13 protein-coding genes and 1 pseudogene are annotated in these 19,028 nt (G+C 46.7%); 6 read left to right on the forward strand and 8 right to left on the reverse strand.

Features of this window, described 5'->3' with window-relative positions; genetic code table 11:
- From QUB66_RS20330 to QUB66_RS20345, 4 genes are all read right to left on the reverse strand, one after another.
- Positions 1-714, reverse strand: a 714-nt coding sequence (locus QUB66_RS20330) for a hypothetical protein (RefSeq protein ID WP_332971265.1), incomplete at its 3' end; no start/stop codon positions are given.
- A 457-nt stretch (positions 715-1,171) separates the two neighbouring features.
- Positions 1,172-2,197, reverse strand: a complete 1,026-nt coding sequence (locus QUB66_RS20335) for an ABC transporter permease (protein WP_332968644.1) — start codon at positions 2,195-2,197, stop codon at positions 1,172-1,174.
- Between the two features lie 256 nt (positions 2,198-2,453).
- Positions 2,454-2,798: a hypothetical protein gene (locus tag QUB66_RS20340; RefSeq protein WP_265236420.1), complete on the reverse strand. Its 345-nt coding sequence runs from the start codon at positions 2,796-2,798 to the stop codon at positions 2,454-2,456.
- 343 nt (positions 2,799-3,141) lie between these two features.
- Complete coding sequence (locus QUB66_RS20345) at positions 3,142-3,387, reverse strand: hypothetical protein (RefSeq protein ID WP_332968645.1); 246 nt, start codon at positions 3,385-3,387, stop codon at positions 3,142-3,144.
- A gap of 333 nt (positions 3,388-3,720) precedes the next feature.
- On the opposite strand from QUB66_RS20345, the pseudogene QUB66_RS20350 reads away from it, so the two are divergent.
- Together QUB66_RS20350 and QUB66_RS20355 are read left to right on the forward strand one after the other, a co-directional pair.
- Positions 3,721-3,993 (forward strand): annotated as a pseudogene (locus QUB66_RS20350) (DUF6883 domain-containing protein); the annotation flags it as partial.
- Positions 3,994-4,003: 10 nt separating this feature from the next.
- Complete coding sequence (locus tag QUB66_RS20355; protein WP_332968647.1) at positions 4,004-4,279, forward strand: DUF4926 domain-containing protein; 276 nt, start codon at positions 4,004-4,006, stop codon at positions 4,277-4,279.
- 341 nt (positions 4,280-4,620) lie between these two features.
- On the opposite strand, the gene QUB66_RS20360 is transcribed toward QUB66_RS20355, so the two are convergent.
- The 4 genes from QUB66_RS20360 to QUB66_RS20375 all read right to left on the reverse strand — a co-directional run bounded on the left by QUB66_RS20360 (position 4,621) and on the right by QUB66_RS20375 (position 13,413).
- The gene (locus QUB66_RS20360; RefSeq protein ID WP_265235196.1) at positions 4,621-6,210 is read right to left on the reverse strand and encodes a glycoside hydrolase family 57 protein; all 1,590 of its coding nucleotides are present in this window, start codon (positions 6,208-6,210) and stop codon (positions 4,621-4,623) included.
- Between the two features lie 120 nt (positions 6,211-6,330).
- Positions 6,331-9,525: an EAL domain-containing protein gene (locus QUB66_RS20365; protein ID WP_332968648.1), complete on the reverse strand. Its 3,195-nt coding sequence runs from the start codon at positions 9,523-9,525 to the stop codon at positions 6,331-6,333.
- A 253-nt stretch (positions 9,526-9,778) separates the two neighbouring features.
- Positions 9,779-13,027 carry a PAS domain-containing sensor histidine kinase gene (locus QUB66_RS20370; protein ID WP_332968650.1) on the reverse strand — a complete coding sequence of 1,083 codons (3,249 nt, stop codon included), beginning with the start codon at positions 13,025-13,027 and terminating at the stop codon, positions 9,779-9,781.
- 185 nt (positions 13,028-13,212) lie between these two features.
- Positions 13,213-13,413 carry a hypothetical protein gene (locus QUB66_RS20375; protein WP_265235193.1) on the reverse strand — a complete coding sequence of 67 codons (201 nt, stop codon included), beginning with the start codon at positions 13,411-13,413 and terminating at the stop codon, positions 13,213-13,215.
- Positions 13,414-13,683: 270 nt separating this feature from the next.
- Between QUB66_RS20375 and gatB the strand changes: the two genes are divergently transcribed.
- The 4 genes from gatB to QUB66_RS20395 all read left to right on the forward strand — a co-directional run bounded on the left by gatB (position 13,684) and on the right by QUB66_RS20395 (position 18,838).
- Positions 13,684-15,168, forward strand: coding sequence for an Asp-tRNA(Asn)/Glu-tRNA(Gln) amidotransferase subunit GatB (gatB, locus tag QUB66_RS20380; RefSeq protein WP_332968652.1), 1,485 nt, complete (start codon positions 13,684-13,686; stop codon positions 15,166-15,168).
- Positions 15,169-15,601: 433 nt separating this feature from the next.
- On the forward strand, positions 15,602-16,768 hold the full coding sequence (locus QUB66_RS20385; protein ID WP_332968654.1) for a pentapeptide repeat-containing protein: 1,167 nt from the start codon (positions 15,602-15,604) through the stop codon (positions 16,766-16,768).
- A 38-nt stretch (positions 16,769-16,806) separates the two neighbouring features.
- Positions 16,807-17,394 carry a Uma2 family endonuclease gene (locus tag QUB66_RS20390; RefSeq protein WP_265235190.1) on the forward strand — a complete coding sequence of 196 codons (588 nt, stop codon included), beginning with the start codon at positions 16,807-16,809 and terminating at the stop codon, positions 17,392-17,394.
- Positions 17,395-17,590: 196 nt separating this feature from the next.
- Positions 17,591-18,838, forward strand: a complete 1,248-nt coding sequence (locus QUB66_RS20395) for a pentapeptide repeat-containing protein (RefSeq protein ID WP_332968655.1) — start codon at positions 17,591-17,593, stop codon at positions 18,836-18,838.
- The last annotated feature ends 190 nt before the right edge of the window (positions 18,839-19,028 follow it).

Consider the following 19,028-nt stretch of genomic DNA (forward strand, 5'->3'; position numbering starts at 1 on the left):
ATTGTTGGGATTGGTATTCGGCGAAGTTCCCGGATTGACATTGTTGGGATTGGTATTCGGCGAAGTTCCCGGATTGATATTGTTGGGATTGGTATTCGGCGAAGTTCCCGGATTGACATTGTTGGGATTGGTATTCGGCGAAGTTCCCGGATTGATATTGTTGGGATTGGTATTCGGCGAAGTTCCCGGATTGACATTGTTGGGATTGGTATTCGGCGAAGTTCCCGGATTGATATTGTTGGGATTGGTATTCGGCGAAGTTCCCGGATTGACATTGTTGGGATTGGTATTCGGCGAAGTTCCCGGATTGACATTGTTGGGATTGTTGGGATTGTTGGGATTGCTGGGATTGTTGGGATTGTTGGGATTCGTACCCGCAGGAGTAGTTATCGGGGTGCCGGCAGCATCTCTGGTGACGCTGTTGGGGTTCGGGGCGGCTGCCGGATTCGCTGCATTGGGGTTATTTGCAGGAGCATTGGCGGGGTTGCCGGCTGCGGGAGCCATCTTTTGGGGATCGGCGTTGGTGCCGCACAATCTGACTAAATCAAAAGTTGTGCCGCTTGGGGTTTCGATGAAGCAAACCGGCACGTTTACTCGCGGGTTTGAGGCTCTGGGAAAGTCGCCTGCGTCCACCATCGGGCGGCTAAAGGCAGCTTCAGCCATTAGTGGAGTCAAAGCAGCCGATAGAGCGACTGTTATTTGTAATAATTTCATCAGCTTTTCCTCAAATTTTGCTTTTTATTGCTCTAGTATTGCCGATAAACTGCAAAGTGTCCTGAGTCTAAAAGCCGATATTTTCGATCGCTGTTTCTTAAGGGGCTAATCCTGGCTGCAACATTTGGCGCACGCAGAAAGTACAGGTAGAAAAAGCTGAGAGTGCCACACTCGCCTCCTCTGGCAAAATCATTCAGTGCTGCAACAATTCTACTTGTTGATATGAGTTCCATATTTTAGTCGATCGCACCTGATAATTTTCCACGCATATCAAAGGAGCAGATAGCGGGAGAGGGGGAGAATGGGAGAGGGGGAGAATGGGAGAGGGGGAGAATGGGAGAGGGGGAGAATGGGAGAGGGGGAGAGGGCGAACATCTTCATTCTTGCTTCTTCATTATTCCTTCTGTCAACTGTCAACTGTCAACTGTCAACTGTCAACTGTCAACTCTTCCTTCATTTAGTACCGAATTCGCGGGTCAATGTAAGCATTCAAAACATCAATTGCAATACTAGCAATTACCACAATTCCCGCAAAAAACACCACAATACCTTGTACTGTTGGATAATCACGCAAGCTAATCGCTTCGTACAGTCGATTTGCCAGCCCCGGCCAAGAAAAAGTAACCTCAGTTAAAATAGCACCACCCAACAGAGCAGCAAAAGTTAATCCTAAGACTGTAATCACTGGAATTAGCGCATTTTTCAGAGCGTGAGCCCATAAAATCTGCAATTCAGGAATGCCGCGAGCTCTAGCTGCTTCAACATAATCTGCTTGCAAAGTTTGCTTCAGATTCACCCTAACAATTCGCTCAAAAATGCCACTCAAAAGAATGCCCAGCGTCAAACTTGGAAGTGCCAAATAATGCAAACTTGTGAAAAACTGACCAAGGTTAGCGCTCAGAAGACTGTCTATAGTGTAAAGTCCCGTGTAGCCTTGGGGGGCTGGGAATGTCACCGGAAAGCGAGTTCCCAAGGGAAACCAGCCCAACTGCACCGAGAAAATTAATTGTAAAACCATGCCGGCCCAAAAAGCCGGCAGCGAGTAAGTAATAATGCCAAACAAACGGCCAGCAGCATCGAAAATAGTATTGGGGCGCGATGCTGCCAAGGAACCGATACTGATGCCGACAATTAAAGCTATGGCCATGCTACAAACTGCTAATTCCACTGTGGCGGGGAAATAGTCTCCGATAATTTGCCAAACGGTTTGTCCGCGAGTAGTGATGGAGGTTCCTAAGTCGAAGCCCAACAAGTCTTTCATGTATTTGAGATATTGTTGCCACAGCGGTGCATCGAGGCCAAGTTGGGTTCGCATTGCTGCTTTGGCGGCTGCGGGAGCTCGTGAGCCGAGAATCGCATCTATGGGGTCGCCCGGAGTGGCTCGCAGCAGCAAAAATACTGCTGTGGTGATTGTCCACAACATTAGCGGTGCGAGGAGTAAGCGGAGAAAAATATAAGATTGCAGGGCTTTTGAACGAGACATAGGAATTGGGAATTGGGAATTGGGAATTGGGAATTGGGAATGGGAAATCGGGAATTGGGAATTGGGAATTGGGAATAGAAAGTTGAGTTGATTTTAGCGATTGTCGATCGAGTTTTTCCCAATTCCCAATTTTCTGATTGGGAGCATCTCAATTTTGTTTTGATAGTGCTGTCCCGATCGCGTATTGTAATAAGCGACCGGGAACGATCGCACTCAAACAAAAAAATGCTTTTTACGAAAATGAGATGCTTCCTTCCTATTCGCCCAACAGCGATTCAAATGCGGCTTGCAAAGACTTGATATCGCCTACTCTGGCGACTAACAAGTTTTCGGTGCCGGCATCCTGTAGCCTATCCTTCCAATACTGGATGCTCTCCGAGTTGTTCATCCAGAAACTAATCACGGTGTTTACGACTCGATCGACATCCCAGCCACGATAGGGAGAAACTATCTCTACGGATGTCACAAACGAATCGAGAGTACACTTCCGGTTTCCCAAATATTCTACACCGGACGGCTGCTTTTGTTGCAGTAATTCTTGCTGTTGGTTAAAAAACGTTAAAGTTGGAGATACGCCCAGGATTTCAAATGTATAGCTCATGTCATCCTCCAGAAGTATTATTTTGCTCAAAGGTCGATCGCGTCCGAAAAAGCCAAAAACACTTGACATTACCCAAAAATAGGTACAAGCAGCCGACGCTCATGGGAGAGTCGAACCCAAAATTTGAGACTCCTGTTCAAGCTCCCAGATAAATCTGTGGAGTAAATCTCAAATCGACTGACGTTGCTGCCCTCGATGAACCAGAGATGCTTCAATTACCCTCTTTGCGTGGATCGCAATTTTGCGGGCTTATTCTATCAATAGCAAATTTTTTCACAGACTGTTGTCAAATAACTTACATTTTTGAGATACCCAGCCCTTGAAAATTCAAATTTAATTTTTATTAAGCAGCGGTAAGGTGAGCCACCTGCACCCAGATCAAGTGATACGATGTTAGATTAAAGATTGTAGAATTGGGAATGACTGATGAATTAAGGGTTTGCAGCACGGGCAAAGCAGTTGTATTCTTTTTTGACCTGGTGTGAGTTTTGGGGCGCGAGTCCTCCATCGCGACGATCGCCAGATTCAGCCAAATAGTGCCATGATTAATATTACAAGTTTTTGCAGTAGCGGTTGAAAGCTCAGCCAAGTTTTGAGCAGCCGGCTACCGCAATGATAAATTTTGTCACCCATCGATAACATTCATAAACCCGCCTCAACCCAACTGATAACTGTTATAAACCTTCTCCTCGTAACGGTTAAATTAAATTAATTGTTAACTTCTGGGTGGGGCGGGTTTTTATCATTTGTCAGTGGGTGTCAAATAGCTCGGTGAACCCGCCCCTGCATGGTTGAAAAATGAGTAAAAATCGATGATCATAGAATATTATTCTATAGTGTTATTAAAAAAATATTCATAGTGAAACTGCCTAATGGTCATCTAGCAGATTTAGGCAATAAAATAGAATAATATTCTCTAAATCTAAATCACGAACAGGGAAAAAATAAAGCTATTTTGTTTGCCAGCAAATTAGGCATTACCCTAGAAAATGCTGAACCGCTCAAACAGGCTGTAAAACAAGCTGCTATCAACGAAGATGTTATTATTCGGAAAACCAATGAATACGGAACACATTACAACATGAAATTCTGGCTTCAAACCGAAGTATGTGAATCTCTGATTCTAGCAGCTTGGAGCATCCGAACAGGTGAAAATTTCCCTAAATTAACAAATTGTTATCCCATCAAAAAGTGAGGTAAAAATAATGAAAACAATTAAAGACCTAGATATTGTTGCTTTAACTGAAGACTTAGAAGCAACCCATTTTGAAACAAAAGAAAGCATTAAATTATATAAAGGACAAGTAGGAACAGTGGTGATGGAATTCGAGGGCAGTGCTTTTGAGGTAGAATTTTCTCATCAAGATGGTACAACTTATGCAATGGAGACAATTGCAGCCACAATGTTAATGCTTTTACATTATGAATTAGTAGAATTTGTAGAGGTGGGTTCACCGATGAATTTTGTCACCCATCGATAACCTTGATAAACCCGTCTCAACGCAACTGATAACTGTTATAAACCTTCCCCGCGTAACGGTTAAATTAAATTAATTGTTAACTTCTGCGTGGGGGGCGGTTTTTTATTATTTGGGCATAGGGCATAGGGCATAGGGCATAGGGCATACCTCACTTTTTTGAGAACCGCTATATATTGAATAAAGTTTGTAAAAGCCGATCGCAGTTTACAATTTTACCCCATGATTTCCAACGATCGCCAAACACAACTAAAATACGGAGATTTTCAGCCCGCCAGAACAGGACTAAATAAAAAACCCGCCAGTGCGGGTTTTAATCTGTCGAAAATTGACTCGAAGTTTGCTTAGAGCGATCGATAAACGCGATAATTAATCTCAGGGAAGATGTTGTCGATCTCCTGAACCTTTTCCAACCAACCGGAATCGACTTTACCTTCTTTCACTTCATCGTACAGCTTGTGAAAGCGCATTAAGTGCGATCGCGTCCGCCGCACCGCATAAGGCACCATCGTCCCTGTACGCATGATAAACGCCCAGTCAGACGATTGAGCTAACAACACTTCCCGCGCGGCCTGGTTCAAAGCCCGCAACTGCAACTCGTCCTCTGCTTCCATGTTCCCCAACTCAATCATCCGTTCCGCAGCCTTGTGCAAATGCGGATAAATCCAAGCATTAGTATCATTCAGCCAATACTCGTGGAAACCCCGGAAACCCCAACTAGACTGAGATGGACGGCACACTTGTTGAGTCGGATTTCCTCGCAAATAATCGGCTAAGTGCGTCATTTCGTAGGTATTTTGGTCGTACCAACTCTTGCGGAATAAGTAATCTAAGAACCAAGGGCCTTCATACCACCAATGACCGAAAAGTTCCGCGTCGTAGGGCGATACAATAATCGGGGGACGCTGCATAATCCCGTTGAGGTGTTCGACTTGCCGTTCCCGGTTGAAAGCAAAGTTGCTAGCGTGTTCGGCTGTTTTTTCCCTTGCCCAGTAGGGATCGTATAACTGTTTGTCGCCTAAACCTAATCCGCGACCGGTAATTTTGTGATATTTAATCCCGGTGTTTTTGCGCTGGCCGTTAGGCATGATGTAGGGTTTGATGTAGTCGTAGTCGGCTTCCCAACCCAAATCTTTGTAGAATTCTCGGTATTCGGCCGCGCCTGGATAGCCGACTTCGGAAGACCAAACTTGCTGCGATGATTCGTGATCCCGACCAAATGCTGCGACTCCGCATTCGGTGAAAATTGGGGCGTAGCTACCGTAGCGGGGACGCGGGCGGGCGTAGAGGATGCCGTGACCGTCTGTGAGAAAGTAGCGGAGACCGGCATCGGCTAACATCCTCTCTAAGCCCTCGTAATAGGCGCATTCGGGCAGCCAAATACCTTTTGGTCGGCGGCCGAAGTTTTGTTCGTAGCTTTCGCAGGCTACTTGTATTTGCGCCCAAACTGCCTCTGGGTACATTTTCATTAGCGGTAAGTAGCCGTGGGTGGCCCCGCAGGTCATGATTTCGAGGTTGTTGCTATCTTGGAATTTTTTGAAGGCTTTTACTAAATCTCGATCGCACTTTTCCCAATAATTGCGAACTTGAGAGAAGTGGGCGGCGTAATGTTCGGCTAAATAGCGGAGATGACCGTTGCCGCTGTGGTGTTCAATTTCAAGATCCGCTAGTTCTTCGAGTTTGGCCAAGTGGTCGTCGAAACGGTCTTGCAGCAAGGGGTCGCGCAGCATTGACACCAATGGCGGTGTCATGCTCATGGTAATCTTAAAGTCGATGCCGTCGCGTTTTAGCCCTTCAAAGACTTGCAGCAAGGGAATATAGGTTTCTGCGATCGCCTCAAACAGCCATTCTTCTTCTAAAACGTAGTCGCTTTCGGGGTGGCGGACAAAAGGCAGGTGGGCGTGGAGAACGAGGGCGAGGTAGCCAATAGCCATAATGATTTCGATGCCGTAGTTATTAACTGACGCTAGAGTTAGGGACAGCTTTAAAATATTTTAAGATTTTATGCTGAAACGGGGCCCACAAAGTGCCATGTTTTTTCAATAGCCTTTTTCTCACAAACTAAATGTCAGCAAATTCTGATTTTCTGCTTGCTGTCGGATGAGACCTGCTGCTGTTTGAGAGTCTACTGGCTTTGAGAAAAAGAATCCTTGGGCGAACTCGCATTTTAATCCTTTGAGTATAGATAGTTGCGAGGCTTCTTCGACTCCTTCGGCTACTACATCCATGCCTAAATTGTGGGATAAAGTAACGATCGATCGCACAATTTCTGTGGGATCAATGCTTCCTTTACCGAGGTCGAACTCGCCTCCCATTCTGCTGACAAAAGAGCGGTCTATTTTTAAGGTATTGGTGGGGAAGCGGTGCAGGTAGGATAGGGATGAATATCCGGTGCCGAAGTCGTCAATGCACAAATGTATGTTTCTGGATCTAAGCTGCACTAGCATTGCTGTTACTGATTCGGAATTTTCTATGAGTACGCTTTCGGTAATTTCTAGTTTTAAACTGCTACCGTCGAGGTGACTTTCTTCGAGAACTTGATCGATATATTCGATTAAATCTGGCTGAGAAAACTGTTTGACTGAAAGGTTGACGCTGACACTCAAAGGCGGGTTATTTTGAAATAGTTGCTGCCACTCACGGATTTGCTGGCAAGCTGTGCGCAGTACCCAGCGGCCGAGGGCTACGATCAATCCGGTTTCTTCGGCGATGGGAATAAATTCGACTGGGGAAATTAAGCCGCGTTCTGGATGCTGCCAGCGCACTAGAGCCTCGAAACCGGTAATTGTGTTATTGGCGATCGACACGATCGGCTGATAGTGAATGATAAACTGGGGGGCTGCGGATAAGGGAGGTAAGGTCGATCGCGCGCATGGGGTAGATTCTTGTTCTATGGCTTGGTCTCTAATTGATTCGATCGCCCGCCGCAAGTCATTTTCTAGCTGCAACAGTCGCAAAGCGTGGGCGTGCATGGAACTGTTGAAAACTTCGTGTCGGGCTCGGCCGAGTTGTTTGGCGCGGTACATGGCGGTGTCGGCGTCGCGCAGCAGGTTTGTCGGTTCCAGGTATTCATCAGAACTCAAAGTAATGCCGATGCTAGCGGTGATAAATACTTCGTGTCCGTCTAGCAGGATGGGGGAGGTGATTTTCTGTTGCAGGCGGTTGACAATGCTGGTAGCTTCATTTATGCCGTCGATGTCTTCGAGTAAAAGCACGAACTCGTCTCCTCCGAGGCGGGCGACTGTATCTCCGACTCTGAGACAAGTTTCCAGACGCCGCGCGATCGCAATTAGCAGTTGATCGCCGATCGTGTGGCCGAGGGAATCGTTGACTACTTTAAATCGATCTAAATCCAGAAACAGCACGGCAAACAAGTAGTCTTTGCGCCGTTTTGCCAGCCTCAGAGAGTGTTCCAGGCGAGCGCTAAACAGCGATCGGTTTGGCAATCCCGTGAGGGAGTCGTGAAAAGCGTCGTGCAGCAGTTGTTCTTCGGCGAGTTTGCGCTGAGTGATGTCATGGCAGTTGATCACGATGCCATTGACTGCCGGATCGTGCAGCAAGTTGGTAGCTACAGCTTCTACATAACACCAGGAACCGTTGCGGTGGCGGACTCGATACTCAACTGGGGACTGGCTTCTTTTGGGGTTTTCAAGGGCTTTGTGGAGGGTTTGGGCGATCGCGGCGCAGTCGTCTGGGTGAACTGTCCCTAGGGCGCTACGCCCGATCGCGTGGTGGGGTGCGTAGCCTAAAATTCGCTTGACGGAAGGGCTGATGTAGCGGAAGATGCCCTTGCCGTCGATAATGATCGTGATGTCTGTGGCGTTTTCAATCAGCGATCGAAAGCGCTGTTCGCTTTCCCGTAGCGCTGATTCGGCAAGTTTGCGTCCGCTGATGTCGAGGGCTACTCCGTCGATAATTATGTCACCGTTTTCGTTTTTGGAAAATCTGGCGCTATCTTGCACCCACTTGACCTCACCAGATCTCAGAACGATCCGGTACTGGCGATCGCAGGGCTGGAGACTGGCACTCGATGCTGCTACGCTGCTGTTAAACAAGCTTTTGTCGTCGGGATGAATGATTTCGGTCAACAGTTCTGGACGCGCCTTTACTTCTTCGGCCTCAATCCCAGTTACTTCGCGCACGCCCGGACTGACGTAGGGCATGGACATTGTGTCGTCTGGATGTATTACGGCGCGGTAGACTGAGCCGGGAATGTTGGCTGCCATTGTGGCTAGCTGCTGCTGGATGCCGCGGACTTCTGCTTCAGCGCGCTTGCGTTCTGCGAGTTCGGTTTGGGCTTGTTGGTAGAGTTCGGCTTGGTGGATCGCGATCGCACATTGATCCGCTATGGCTTTGACTAGCGATAGTTCTTCGGCGCTCCAAGAGCGCGCGCGATCGCACTGATAGAGACCAATTCCTCCCAAAAATGACTGCTGGTAAAGCAGCGGTGCGATCACCACTGCGCGAAACCCTACAAACTCTGCTGATGCTTGCAGGGACGGGCACAGAGTCGATAACTCATCGAGGACGAGGGTTTCTCCGGCCGCGAGGGATGTTCGGTAGTGTTGGGCAAATTCGCAATTTAGCCCGATGAGTCGTTGTTTGTCTGCTGATGAGCTGATGTAGCGAACTATGATGCCGCCTGTGGCATCTGGCTGCAAGATCGTACAGCCGCTGATTTCGAGAGCTTCGTGCAGTTGGTCGGCGGTGGTTTGCAGCACTTCGTCGAGTACCAGGGTTTCGCGCATGGCTTGGACGATGCGGTTAATGATCGCCTCACGAGTCGCTTGCCGCTGAATTTGGGCGATCGCTTCTTGTTGCTGGCGACGCATTTTGTATTCTTGGAGCGATCGTTCTAATACTGTTGGCAACCTAAACAGCCGCCCTTTTAATACGAAATCGGTCATTCCGGCTTTGATGCACTCAACTGCGGCTTCTTCTCCCAAACTTCCCGTTACTAAAATCAAGGGTATGTCTTGCCCTAATTCCTGCATTAATTTCAACACTTCTAAACCGTTGAAACCTGGGAGGCGGTAATCTGACAGCACAGCATCGTACTGGCAATTTTGCAGCAGTTGTCTGCATTCTGTTGCTGTTTCGGCAGTGTCGCAATTAAAATTTACTCCCCCCGATTCTAAGGCTAGCACTATTAATTCCATATCTTCTGCCATGTCTTCGACAATCAACAAGTTTAATGTTGATTCCGCTACCAGGTTCAGTAAATAATTGGTCTGTTCGTGATCTAACATACGGAATTATGGAGTTTTTGAAGGTGGTTTATTTTGCTAAATCTATTCATTTCTCAAAGAAAGTCTGAGTAAGTCTCACTCGTTTTTTTTAGTTATCTTTATAAATATTTTCGATCGGCTCTCAACACATTTATTTGATCCTCGCAACCGAGGGATTGCAGAACATAGTGTGACTTCTTTAACTTTATAATAGTTCCAAATTCTGCATTTATGACTATACTGGCAAGTTGCGAATTTATATTACCGTTTGAGATTATTTGCTTAGTTTAAAGTAGAATGTCGCTCCTTGACTAGGTACGCTCGTCGCCCAAATCGTGCCGCCGTGGCGGTGAATAATCCGCTGGACGATCGCCAAACCGATGCCCGTACCTTCAAATTCTCTCTGGGAGTGCAGCCGCACAAATGCTGCAAACAGCCGATCGGCATATTCCATCGAAAAACCTACCCCGTTATCCTTGACAAAAATAGTTCCGTCAGGTAAAGCATCAATCACTATTATAGCCGGAGTGCGTCCGCGGCTGAACTTGACAGCGTTGTCGATCAAGTTGCTGAACACCTGTTGCAGCAAGGTGGGATCTCCCATCACCGCCGGCAAATCTCCCACGACAAATTCAACGCTGTCAGGAGTTGGGGTCGGCTCTGCGGCTGTTCGGGGTTTAGTCAATTTAATCGCAGTTTGCACCAAACGGGTGAGATTGATCGGGATTTGGATTAACTCGGTGCGGCCCACGCGGGAAAGATCGAGCAAACCGTCAATCAACAAGCTCATTTTTTCGCTGCTGTCATCAATTACTTCGATGTAGTGACCAATTTTAGGATCGTTCAAGACCTCAGTTGATTCTAACCGCTGTTTCAAAGCATTAACAAAACCTGAAATATGGCGCAAAGGAGCGCGGAGGTCGTGGGAAACAGAATAGCAAAAAGATTCTAATTCTTGATTGGCAGCCTCTAATTGCTCCGTGCGTTCCGATAAAGCTTGTTTCGTCTTTACCAACTCAGTGATATTGCGAGCAGTGGCAATTAAAGCATAAACCTCGCCGTCGAGATTCCTGAGAGGAATTTTAAAAGTGTCGAAATAAACACTATCGCCAGAAACCACAAAATTTTCCTGAAAATGAATCGTCTCGCCGGATACAAATACTTGCATATTTTCCAAGTAAAATCGTTCTGCAAGTGGCCTTGGATAGCATTCATAAATAGTTTTGCCCTGCATCTGCTGCCTGCTGTCGAAGCCGGAAAATTCGGCAATAGGCCAGTTGACAAAAGAGAAGCGCATATTCTCACGTTCTACCACAAAAATGAGATCGGGTAAAGCATCAAAAAAAGTCTCTAATTCGGCGGTACGCAGGGCTACTTGAGTTTCTAAAGTTTCGTTGAGCTGCTTGAGTTCCGCTTCGGCTCGCTTGCGGTCGCTGATATCTTGACCGATGCTGATAAGTGTGCCGTCGGAGAGGCGAACATTTGCCCAAGTAGTGTCGATAATTCGCCCGTCTCTAACTTTAATTTTGAAGTCGCCCCACTTCTGAGTTGCTGCTTGCAGGAAGTCCAAGACGTATTGGCGGTATTCCGGCTCAGGATAAAATTCTGTCAACATATCGCGGTTTTTGGTTTCTGCAAAACTCCAGCCGAGCACTTGTTCCCAGTGGCGGTTTACCAAGATTAATTCACCCTGGGCATCTAAGGATGTCAGCATGACTGGCACGTTGTCGAAGATTGTTTGCAGCAATTCGTTTTGCTGTTTTAAGGATTCTTCGGCTTGTTTGCGATCGGTAATGTCGAGTACGGAACCGATTACTTCCTTCATTTTGCCATCGGGAGTTCTTTTGAAGATGGTCGATCGATCGTGAACCCAGCGCCATTCTCCATTTTTGTGTTTTATCCTGTAGTCTACGTCATCGGTTTCGTGGGGGTTTGTGCTGTTTTCCAGCCGCTGCATACCTGCAATTAACTTCGGCATATCATCCGGGTAAATTAAGCTAGATATAGCTTCTGTACCCCTATCTTGCAATTCTTGGGGAGTGTATCCCAACATCGCTGTGACTGCTACATTTACATAGATATTTTGCTGTGCTTCTGTGTCGTATATATACAGAAAATTGGGGATAGTTTTAATGATGCTTTCTAAAAGTTCTTGCTGTTTTTGCAGTTCAAATTCGGCTTGTTTGCGATCGGTCACGTCCAGCACAAAACTCACCCCTAATTCCTGCGAACCTTCTAACAATGCAGAGCCTAGCAGCACCGGAACGCGGCTACCGTCGGCTCGGATGAATTCTTTTTCAAAAGGGGTGTTTATGTTGTTAGCTGCCACTTCTGCAAGTTTTTCTTCATCGAGGCTGCGGTACTCTGGCGGTGTCATTTTTTGCCAGCCAATTTTTTGGGAAAACAAATCGTCTCGCGTGTGCCCTACTAGGTTTAAAAAAGCCTGATTGGCATCGGTTATCTCGCCGTTAATGTTCCAAAAAATAATCCCGATCATGTTAGAATCAACTATGCGCCTAAATCGAGCTTCGCTTTCGCGCAACTGAGCTTCGACTTGTTTGATTTCTGTGATGTCGCGGGCGATCGCTAAAACTGTTTCTACTGAATTATCCTTAGCAAATTCTGGAATAATTCGACATTGATAGTATGTTATCCCGTCGGGAGTGGGAAAATCAAATTCGATAGTTTCTTGTTTCCCAACGCGGAAAACTTTGACACAGGCTTCGTCCCACAGGTTGCAAATATCGGGGGAAGTTCCTAATTCTTTGTTACTTTTGCCGATAAATTCTGAGGGGGGTTTTCCGGTGGCTCGTTCGATTTCTTTGTTGACGTAAAGGTGGCGCAGTTGTCGGTCGAACCGCGCTATGATATCGGTAGAATTTTCGGCTAGTGCGCTAAATTCCTGTTCGCGCTGGTGAAGTTCTTGTTGAGTGCGGTGGTGTTCGGTTATGTCTCTAGCAAAAGAGAGAATTGAAACTAATGTTCCCGATTCATCGATGAGTGCAGAATTGTACCACTCGCAGTAAATTACCGAGCCATCTTTGGTATAGTTGCGGTTGTGGCAAACGTTGCGGGGTTCTTTGTTCTGTAACAGTTGATTTGTGACGGTCCCCACTATATCGAAGTCTTCTGGATAAACTATTGACCATTCGTGCCAGTATTTGCCGATTACTTCTGCTGCACTCCAGCCAAATATTTTTTCGGCCATTGGCGACCACCGCACTACTCGACCTTCTTTATCCCACTCTATAACTGCCAAGGGCGAGTTTTCTAAGTGAAATTCCCGCCGCGAGTTGGCTTGTTTTATTTTAGTTTGAAGTTGCTGGCGCAGTTGCTTGGCTTTGGCAAATCCCTCGCTGATCTCCTGTGCGTTTACTTGGTCGGCTTTGGCTATCTGAGCAATAGTTTTTGCTGTTTGTTTTTCGAATTCGTCCCAAGCAAGTTCGAGAGCAGATTCTGCCTGCTCTAGTTCACTGATGCTGTTCTGAAACAGTGCGTCACTTTCCAGTGGAGTTTCATTCATAATTTTGACACTTGGGAAACTATTTATTGGTAAATTAAAAATTAAAAATAAAAAACTAAAAATATGTAAATTCCTATTAAATTATACATTTGAAATTTTTTATGGGTGCGCGGAGCCGGTCGTTGGAGGCGGGCGGCGCTATTAAAGATGGCAGGCATTAGGGTTTGGCCTGCCGATCGGCAATTTCAGTCGATCGAGGAAAAAGTATCCTGGGCAAGCCTGCGGACGAGATCGGGCGAAATCGGGCGTTGAGTATATTTTTGCACAGGGTTGTGGTTTCGGGCGATCGAAAGAATATCGGCGGGGATCGGGGTGTCGGTTCTCTCGAATCTGTAGCGCAGGCGTTGGGTGTGCCAATCTCCAGCAGGAGAAGCTTGATGGCCCACAAGCAACCAGAAAGGTGAATTATTTGGCGCAAGTCGGGGAAATGGTCGCAGATCCCCCTAATCCCTTCCCAACCGGGGTACAAGAGCCTCTAACTGGGTCTTTTTGGGATGCGACGGAATAGAGACTAGGGTATCAGAGAGATTTGTTAAAGGTTTCACTCTGGTTGACACTAATGAAACTGTCCCAACCCCCTACAAATAATCTCAAGCCAGTTCGTCAATAAAAAGCTAAAATAAAATGTAAAGTTATTCAGTCTTTATAGGTCGCGTATGACTGCTGCTACATCAGTTAAAACTCAGTACGAAGCTGTTATCGGTCTCGAAACTCACTGTCAATTGAGTACGAATACTAAAATTTTCTCCAGTTCTTCTACAGAATTTGGCAATGCTCCAAATACTAACATTGACCCAATTTGTATGGGAATGCCGGGAGTGCTGCCAGTATTAAATGAAAAAGTCCTGGAATATGCGGTGAAAGCAGGACTCGCTCTCAACTGTCAAATTGCACCTTACAGTAAGTTTGACCGCAAGCAATATTTCTATCCCGATTTGCCGAAAAATTATCAAATTTCTCAGTTCGATTTGCCGATCGCCATTCACGGTTCAATAGAAATTGAACTGGTGGACGAAGCGGGCAATTCTACTAAAAAACAAATCGGAATCACTCGCTTACACATGGAGGAAGATGCAGGGAAATTGGTTCACGGCGGTAGCGATCGCCTCAGCGGTTCTACCTATTCAATGGTGGATTATAACCGCGCCGGCGTGCCTTTAATTGAAATTGTTTCGGAACCGGATTTGCGATCGGGCGCGGAAGCTGCCGAATACGGTCAAGAAATCCGCCGGATTATCCGCTACATCGGTGTTGGCGACGGGAATATGCAGGAAGGTTCCCTGCGGTGCGACGTGAATATTTCGGTGCGCCCGGTTGGCCGAAAAGAGTTCGGCACTAAGGTGGAAATTAAAAATATGAACTCTTTTAATGCGATCGAACGGGCGATCGATTACGAGATTGAGCGGCAAACTCAAGCTATCGAAAATGGCGAAACCATCGTCCAAGAAACGCGGCTTTGGGATGAAAACAAGCAGTGTACTTTCAGTATGCGACTCAAGGAAGGTGCGAGCGATTACCGCTATTTCCCGGAACCGGATTTGCCTCCGATCGAAGTTTCGGCAGATCAATTACGGGATTGGAAAGCTCAACTGCCGGAATTGCCGGCCCAAAAGCGCCATCGCTACGAAACTAATCTCGCTCTTTCTCCCTACGACACGCGGGTTTTGACTGACGACAAAGCGGTGGCGGAGTATTTTGAAAGGGTGATCGCCGCGGGTGCTGCTACTAAACAAGCTGCGAATTGGGTGATGGGCGATATCACTGCTTATCTGAAAAATGAGAAACTGGCGATCGCAGAAATTCCTTTTCAACCGCAGGATTTGGCCGAATTGCTGGCGCTAATTGATGCTGGCACGATCAGTGGCAAAATCGCTAAGGATATTTTGCCGGAGTTGCTGGCCAACGGTGGTTCGCCTCAAAAGTTGGTTGAGAGTAAGGGTTTGATTCAAATTTCGGATACTGGGGCGATCGATCGCGCGATCGATGCAGTATTAGCCGCCAATCCCAAGGAGCTCGAACAGTACCGGGCTGGCAAAACTAAGCTGCTGGGCTTTTTCGTCGGTAAGGTGATGAAGGAAACGGGCGGCAGGGCCGATCCGAAAGTGACCAATGAGTTGCTGGCAGCCAAGCTTAACGGTTAAGGCCAAGCATTCGTTAAGGGGTTTTTTGTAGCGGATAGAGCGGCGGGCGATCGGTTTTTCCTGAGTCCGCCGCGCGATCTGCCTTTTCCGCTTCATGGTAACTTTACAATTAAATAGACATTTCTTGACAAGAACTTCACACTTGGGGGTATCACCCCTCACTGCTATCGTGTTATATTGTGTTACGTAGATGCACCCTGATGGCAGAGAGAGTTACTTCGGTAGCTCTCTCTTTTTTTGTCTTTTTTTTGGGCACGGACTTGTAAATACGGATGCGGGAGCATCGGGAGATGGCCCTTCGGCTTCGCTCAGGGTAAAGAGTGGGAGAGTGGGATGGATACCGATTACTGATTAGCAATTACCAATTACCGATTACCAATTACCCCTTCAAGTCGATTACTATCAATTTGAGTTATTAACTAATTTTGACAGTATGACTGAACAAGCTAGCGAGCTAATCAAGCAGGGGATTTCGCAATATCAGGCGCACCAATTTGAGGCGGCGCTGGATTCTTGGCAGCAAGCGCTGGCCCTCTATCGGGAAATTGACGATCAACGCCGATCGGGCGCGGCGCTTGGTAATATGGGTGTTGCTTACGAGGCGCTGGGAAATTACGATCGCGCGATCGACTGTTATCAGCAGCATTTGGTGTTAGCGCGGGAAATTGGCGATCGCCGGGGCGAGGCGAATGCTTTGGGAAATCTGGGCAATACTTGCTGTGCTCTGGAAGATTTTTCTGGTGCTATTGATTACCAGCAGCAGCGTTTGGCGATCGCGCGGGAAACGGGCGACTCTCGCGGGGAGTTGGAAGCTTTGGGGAATTTGGCCCTAGCTTGCGATGGGAATGGCGATTTGCCCGGTGCGATCGAGTGTTATCAGCAGCAATTGTCGATCGCGCGCGTTCATAAGGACGATCGTATTGAACGCAATTCCCTGAAGAGTTTGAAGCTGGCTTACAAGTATTTAGCGGATTATGAGAAGGCCGACGAGTACCGAAAGCAGCAATTGGCGATCGTGCGGGAACTGTTTTTAACCGATAAAAATAATAATTTTCTCCAACTTGCAGAAACAGTTGGTTTGAATCCAGTCGAGGATTTTGCCGGAGCTGATTTAAGCGGTTTTGACTTGCACTACGCTGATTTTAACGGCGCGGATTTACGCGAAACCAACCTCCAGGGCGTAGATTTAACCTTGGCAGATCTCAGCGGTGCTTTGCTGAGTTCTGCTATTTTAATTAATGCTACTTTGTGCAATGCTAATTTGCGCGATGCTGAACTCAGCAGCGCCAATTTGAGCGGTGCAGATTTGCGAACCAAGCTGCCGAGGGCAAATTTGAGTGGTGCAAATTTAACTGGCGCAAATTTGAGCAGTGCTTATTTGCCGAATGCGCTTTTGGTAAATGCAAATTTGACAAATACTGATTTCAAAAATGCTGATTTGAGCGGTGTTGATTTGAGCGGTGCAAATTTAAACGGTGCTGATTTGAGCCGCGCTGATTTAAAAAATGTGGTAGTGGAAAACGCGAGGTTTATTGGTTGTTTGGGGATTTCGGAAGGGGTGAAAATTGAGTTGAGGACGCGGGGCGGGATTTTCGAGTAGAATGGGAATGTTGGTAATTGTAGAGAGGAATAAAAGCTATGACTGCCGTAACTGCAAAACGATTCTCGATCACGGAATATCACCGTTTGGCAGAACTGGGATTTTTTGAATCCGACGCTCGATTTGAATTGATTCGCGGAGAAATTATCAAAATGGCTGCTAAAGGTAGGCTTCACTCGGTTTGTAACTCGCTGTTATTTGGAGAATTGTACGTGTTGATGGCAAGACGTGCTTGCGTGCGCGGTCAGGAACCGATTATTTTGCCTACTGATAGCGAACCAGAACCTGATGTGGTGATTGCCCGCCATCGTTCTGACAATTATGTATCTTCTCACCCGGAAAATGCTGATATATTTTTGGTAATTGAGGTTTCTGATTCTACTTTGAAGTACGATCAGAGAACCAAGTTATCTCTCTACGCTGAATCTGGGATTGCTGATTATTGGATATTTAATTTGGTAGAGCCTCAACTGGAAATGTACAGCGAACCTTATCAGAAACAAACAGGTGGTTTCGATTATCGAGTGAAACGAGTGGTTTTGCCGAATGAGTTTGTGGTAATTCCAGGTTTTCCAGAGTTGTCTCTCGATTTATCTACGGTATTTCCGGCGCAAATACGTGAGTAAAGGTGAAGAGTGCGATCGCCTTTGATGATATAATCCAAAAGTGCGATCGACGAACTCCTCAACAATTTAATGTAACGGGCGCCACGCCGACATCACCAACCAATCAACATAGCGCCCGCCCGCGCACATCACCAACCAATGAGAAATTATCACAATCATCACATATAAAAAATTGCCGGATTATGATAAATTAGAAATGAAGCACTCGTCAAAATCTCCATCACAGTCTGGCAGAGCCAGCACTTCTCCCGATATGCGATCGCTAGAGTCTCACAACAAATACCCAGATTGCTTGTGGATGCAATTAGAAGCAATTCCATTACCATCGGTTGCAGCCCAAACCCAGCAGCTCGACATTCACTTGAGCCTCAATTTTAACGAGCATTGGGAACCTCTGCTCGGCGGCCGGGTTAAATTTGGTCTGCAAGGCGGGACACTCCAGTTAAATCTGGAAAACTGCGAAATTCCCGTAGCATCGCGTCAGTTAGTCGGAGATTTCAAACTGTCGCCAATCCAAAGCACTACAGAAGTTTTGTTAACCGAAAGTCTGCGGGAAGTTTCAGACAGCGAGAATTTGGAAAAAATCCAGGAAACTGATTGCACGTTTTGTGACATTTCCACAATCGGCGACGATACAAAGCCTGCTTGGATTTTTACATTAAAACGAGGCAAACCAGTATTAAAAGGTTTGCTAAAAAGTGTTAAAATAGCAAATTTTCCCGCGAAACCATTGCGGATTACAGCGACTTTTGAAGTTGCGAAAGAAGATATTTATCTCACAGATGCGGAGGGTTTGTGGCCGCATGATATTACGCCAAATCAACATTCGGTTTTAGCAAGAGTCTTGACTGTATATTTAGCAAATAAGCTCCAACCGGCTCTCAGTTGGGCGCTATTGTCCTACAATTTGCCTGCGGTGGAACAGCCTGAGGTGGAAATTGTCGCGCAGGCTGAATCGGAATTGCAGGAAATGGTCGATCGCATTATTTCCGCTAAAACCGATGATTTTGGCGAACTGGCAAAAATCGCTAATCTCAATCCAGCAGAGGATTTCGCGGGTGGTAGCTTGCTGGGAACGAGTTTAAGTGCAGTTGATTTTAGCAGTGCAAAGCTCGATCGGGCAAACTTCCGGGGTGCAAACTTAAACGATGCCGATTTCAGCGACGCCAACCTGCAAAACGCCAAATTCGGCGGTGCTGATTTGAGTGGCGCTTTCCTAGGAAATGCCGATTTGAGTGGCGCAGATTTGTACCGCGCCAGTCTGGCTTTAGCTAACTTCAGCGGTGCAGATTTGAGCGGCGCAAATCTGATCGAAGTGAACTTAACAAATGCTAATTTCAGCGGTGCGAATGTCAAGTCAGCCAGGTTTGGGAATAACGCCGGACTTGCGGAGGATGTGAAGCTGAATTTACAGCAACGGGGAGCGATTTTTGAGGAGGTTTAGTAGAGTGAAGCGTTTCACAGTTTTGGGCGATGGTTAGAGGTAAATACGCTTGGGTTAACGCTTTTTTGTCATTGGGATCGCAGAGAAGGCGATCGCAAAGACTAGGTTGCTTCTCAATCAAGTGCGGTGCATCCTGAGCAATTAGCCTGTTAACCCAAGTGTATTGTGATAAAATATATAAAGTGCGATC

The organism is Microcoleus sp. A2-C3 (genome assembly GCF_036706065.1).
In the GTDB taxonomy this organism is placed as follows: domain Bacteria; phylum Cyanobacteriota; class Cyanobacteriia; order Cyanobacteriales; family Microcoleaceae; genus Microcoleus.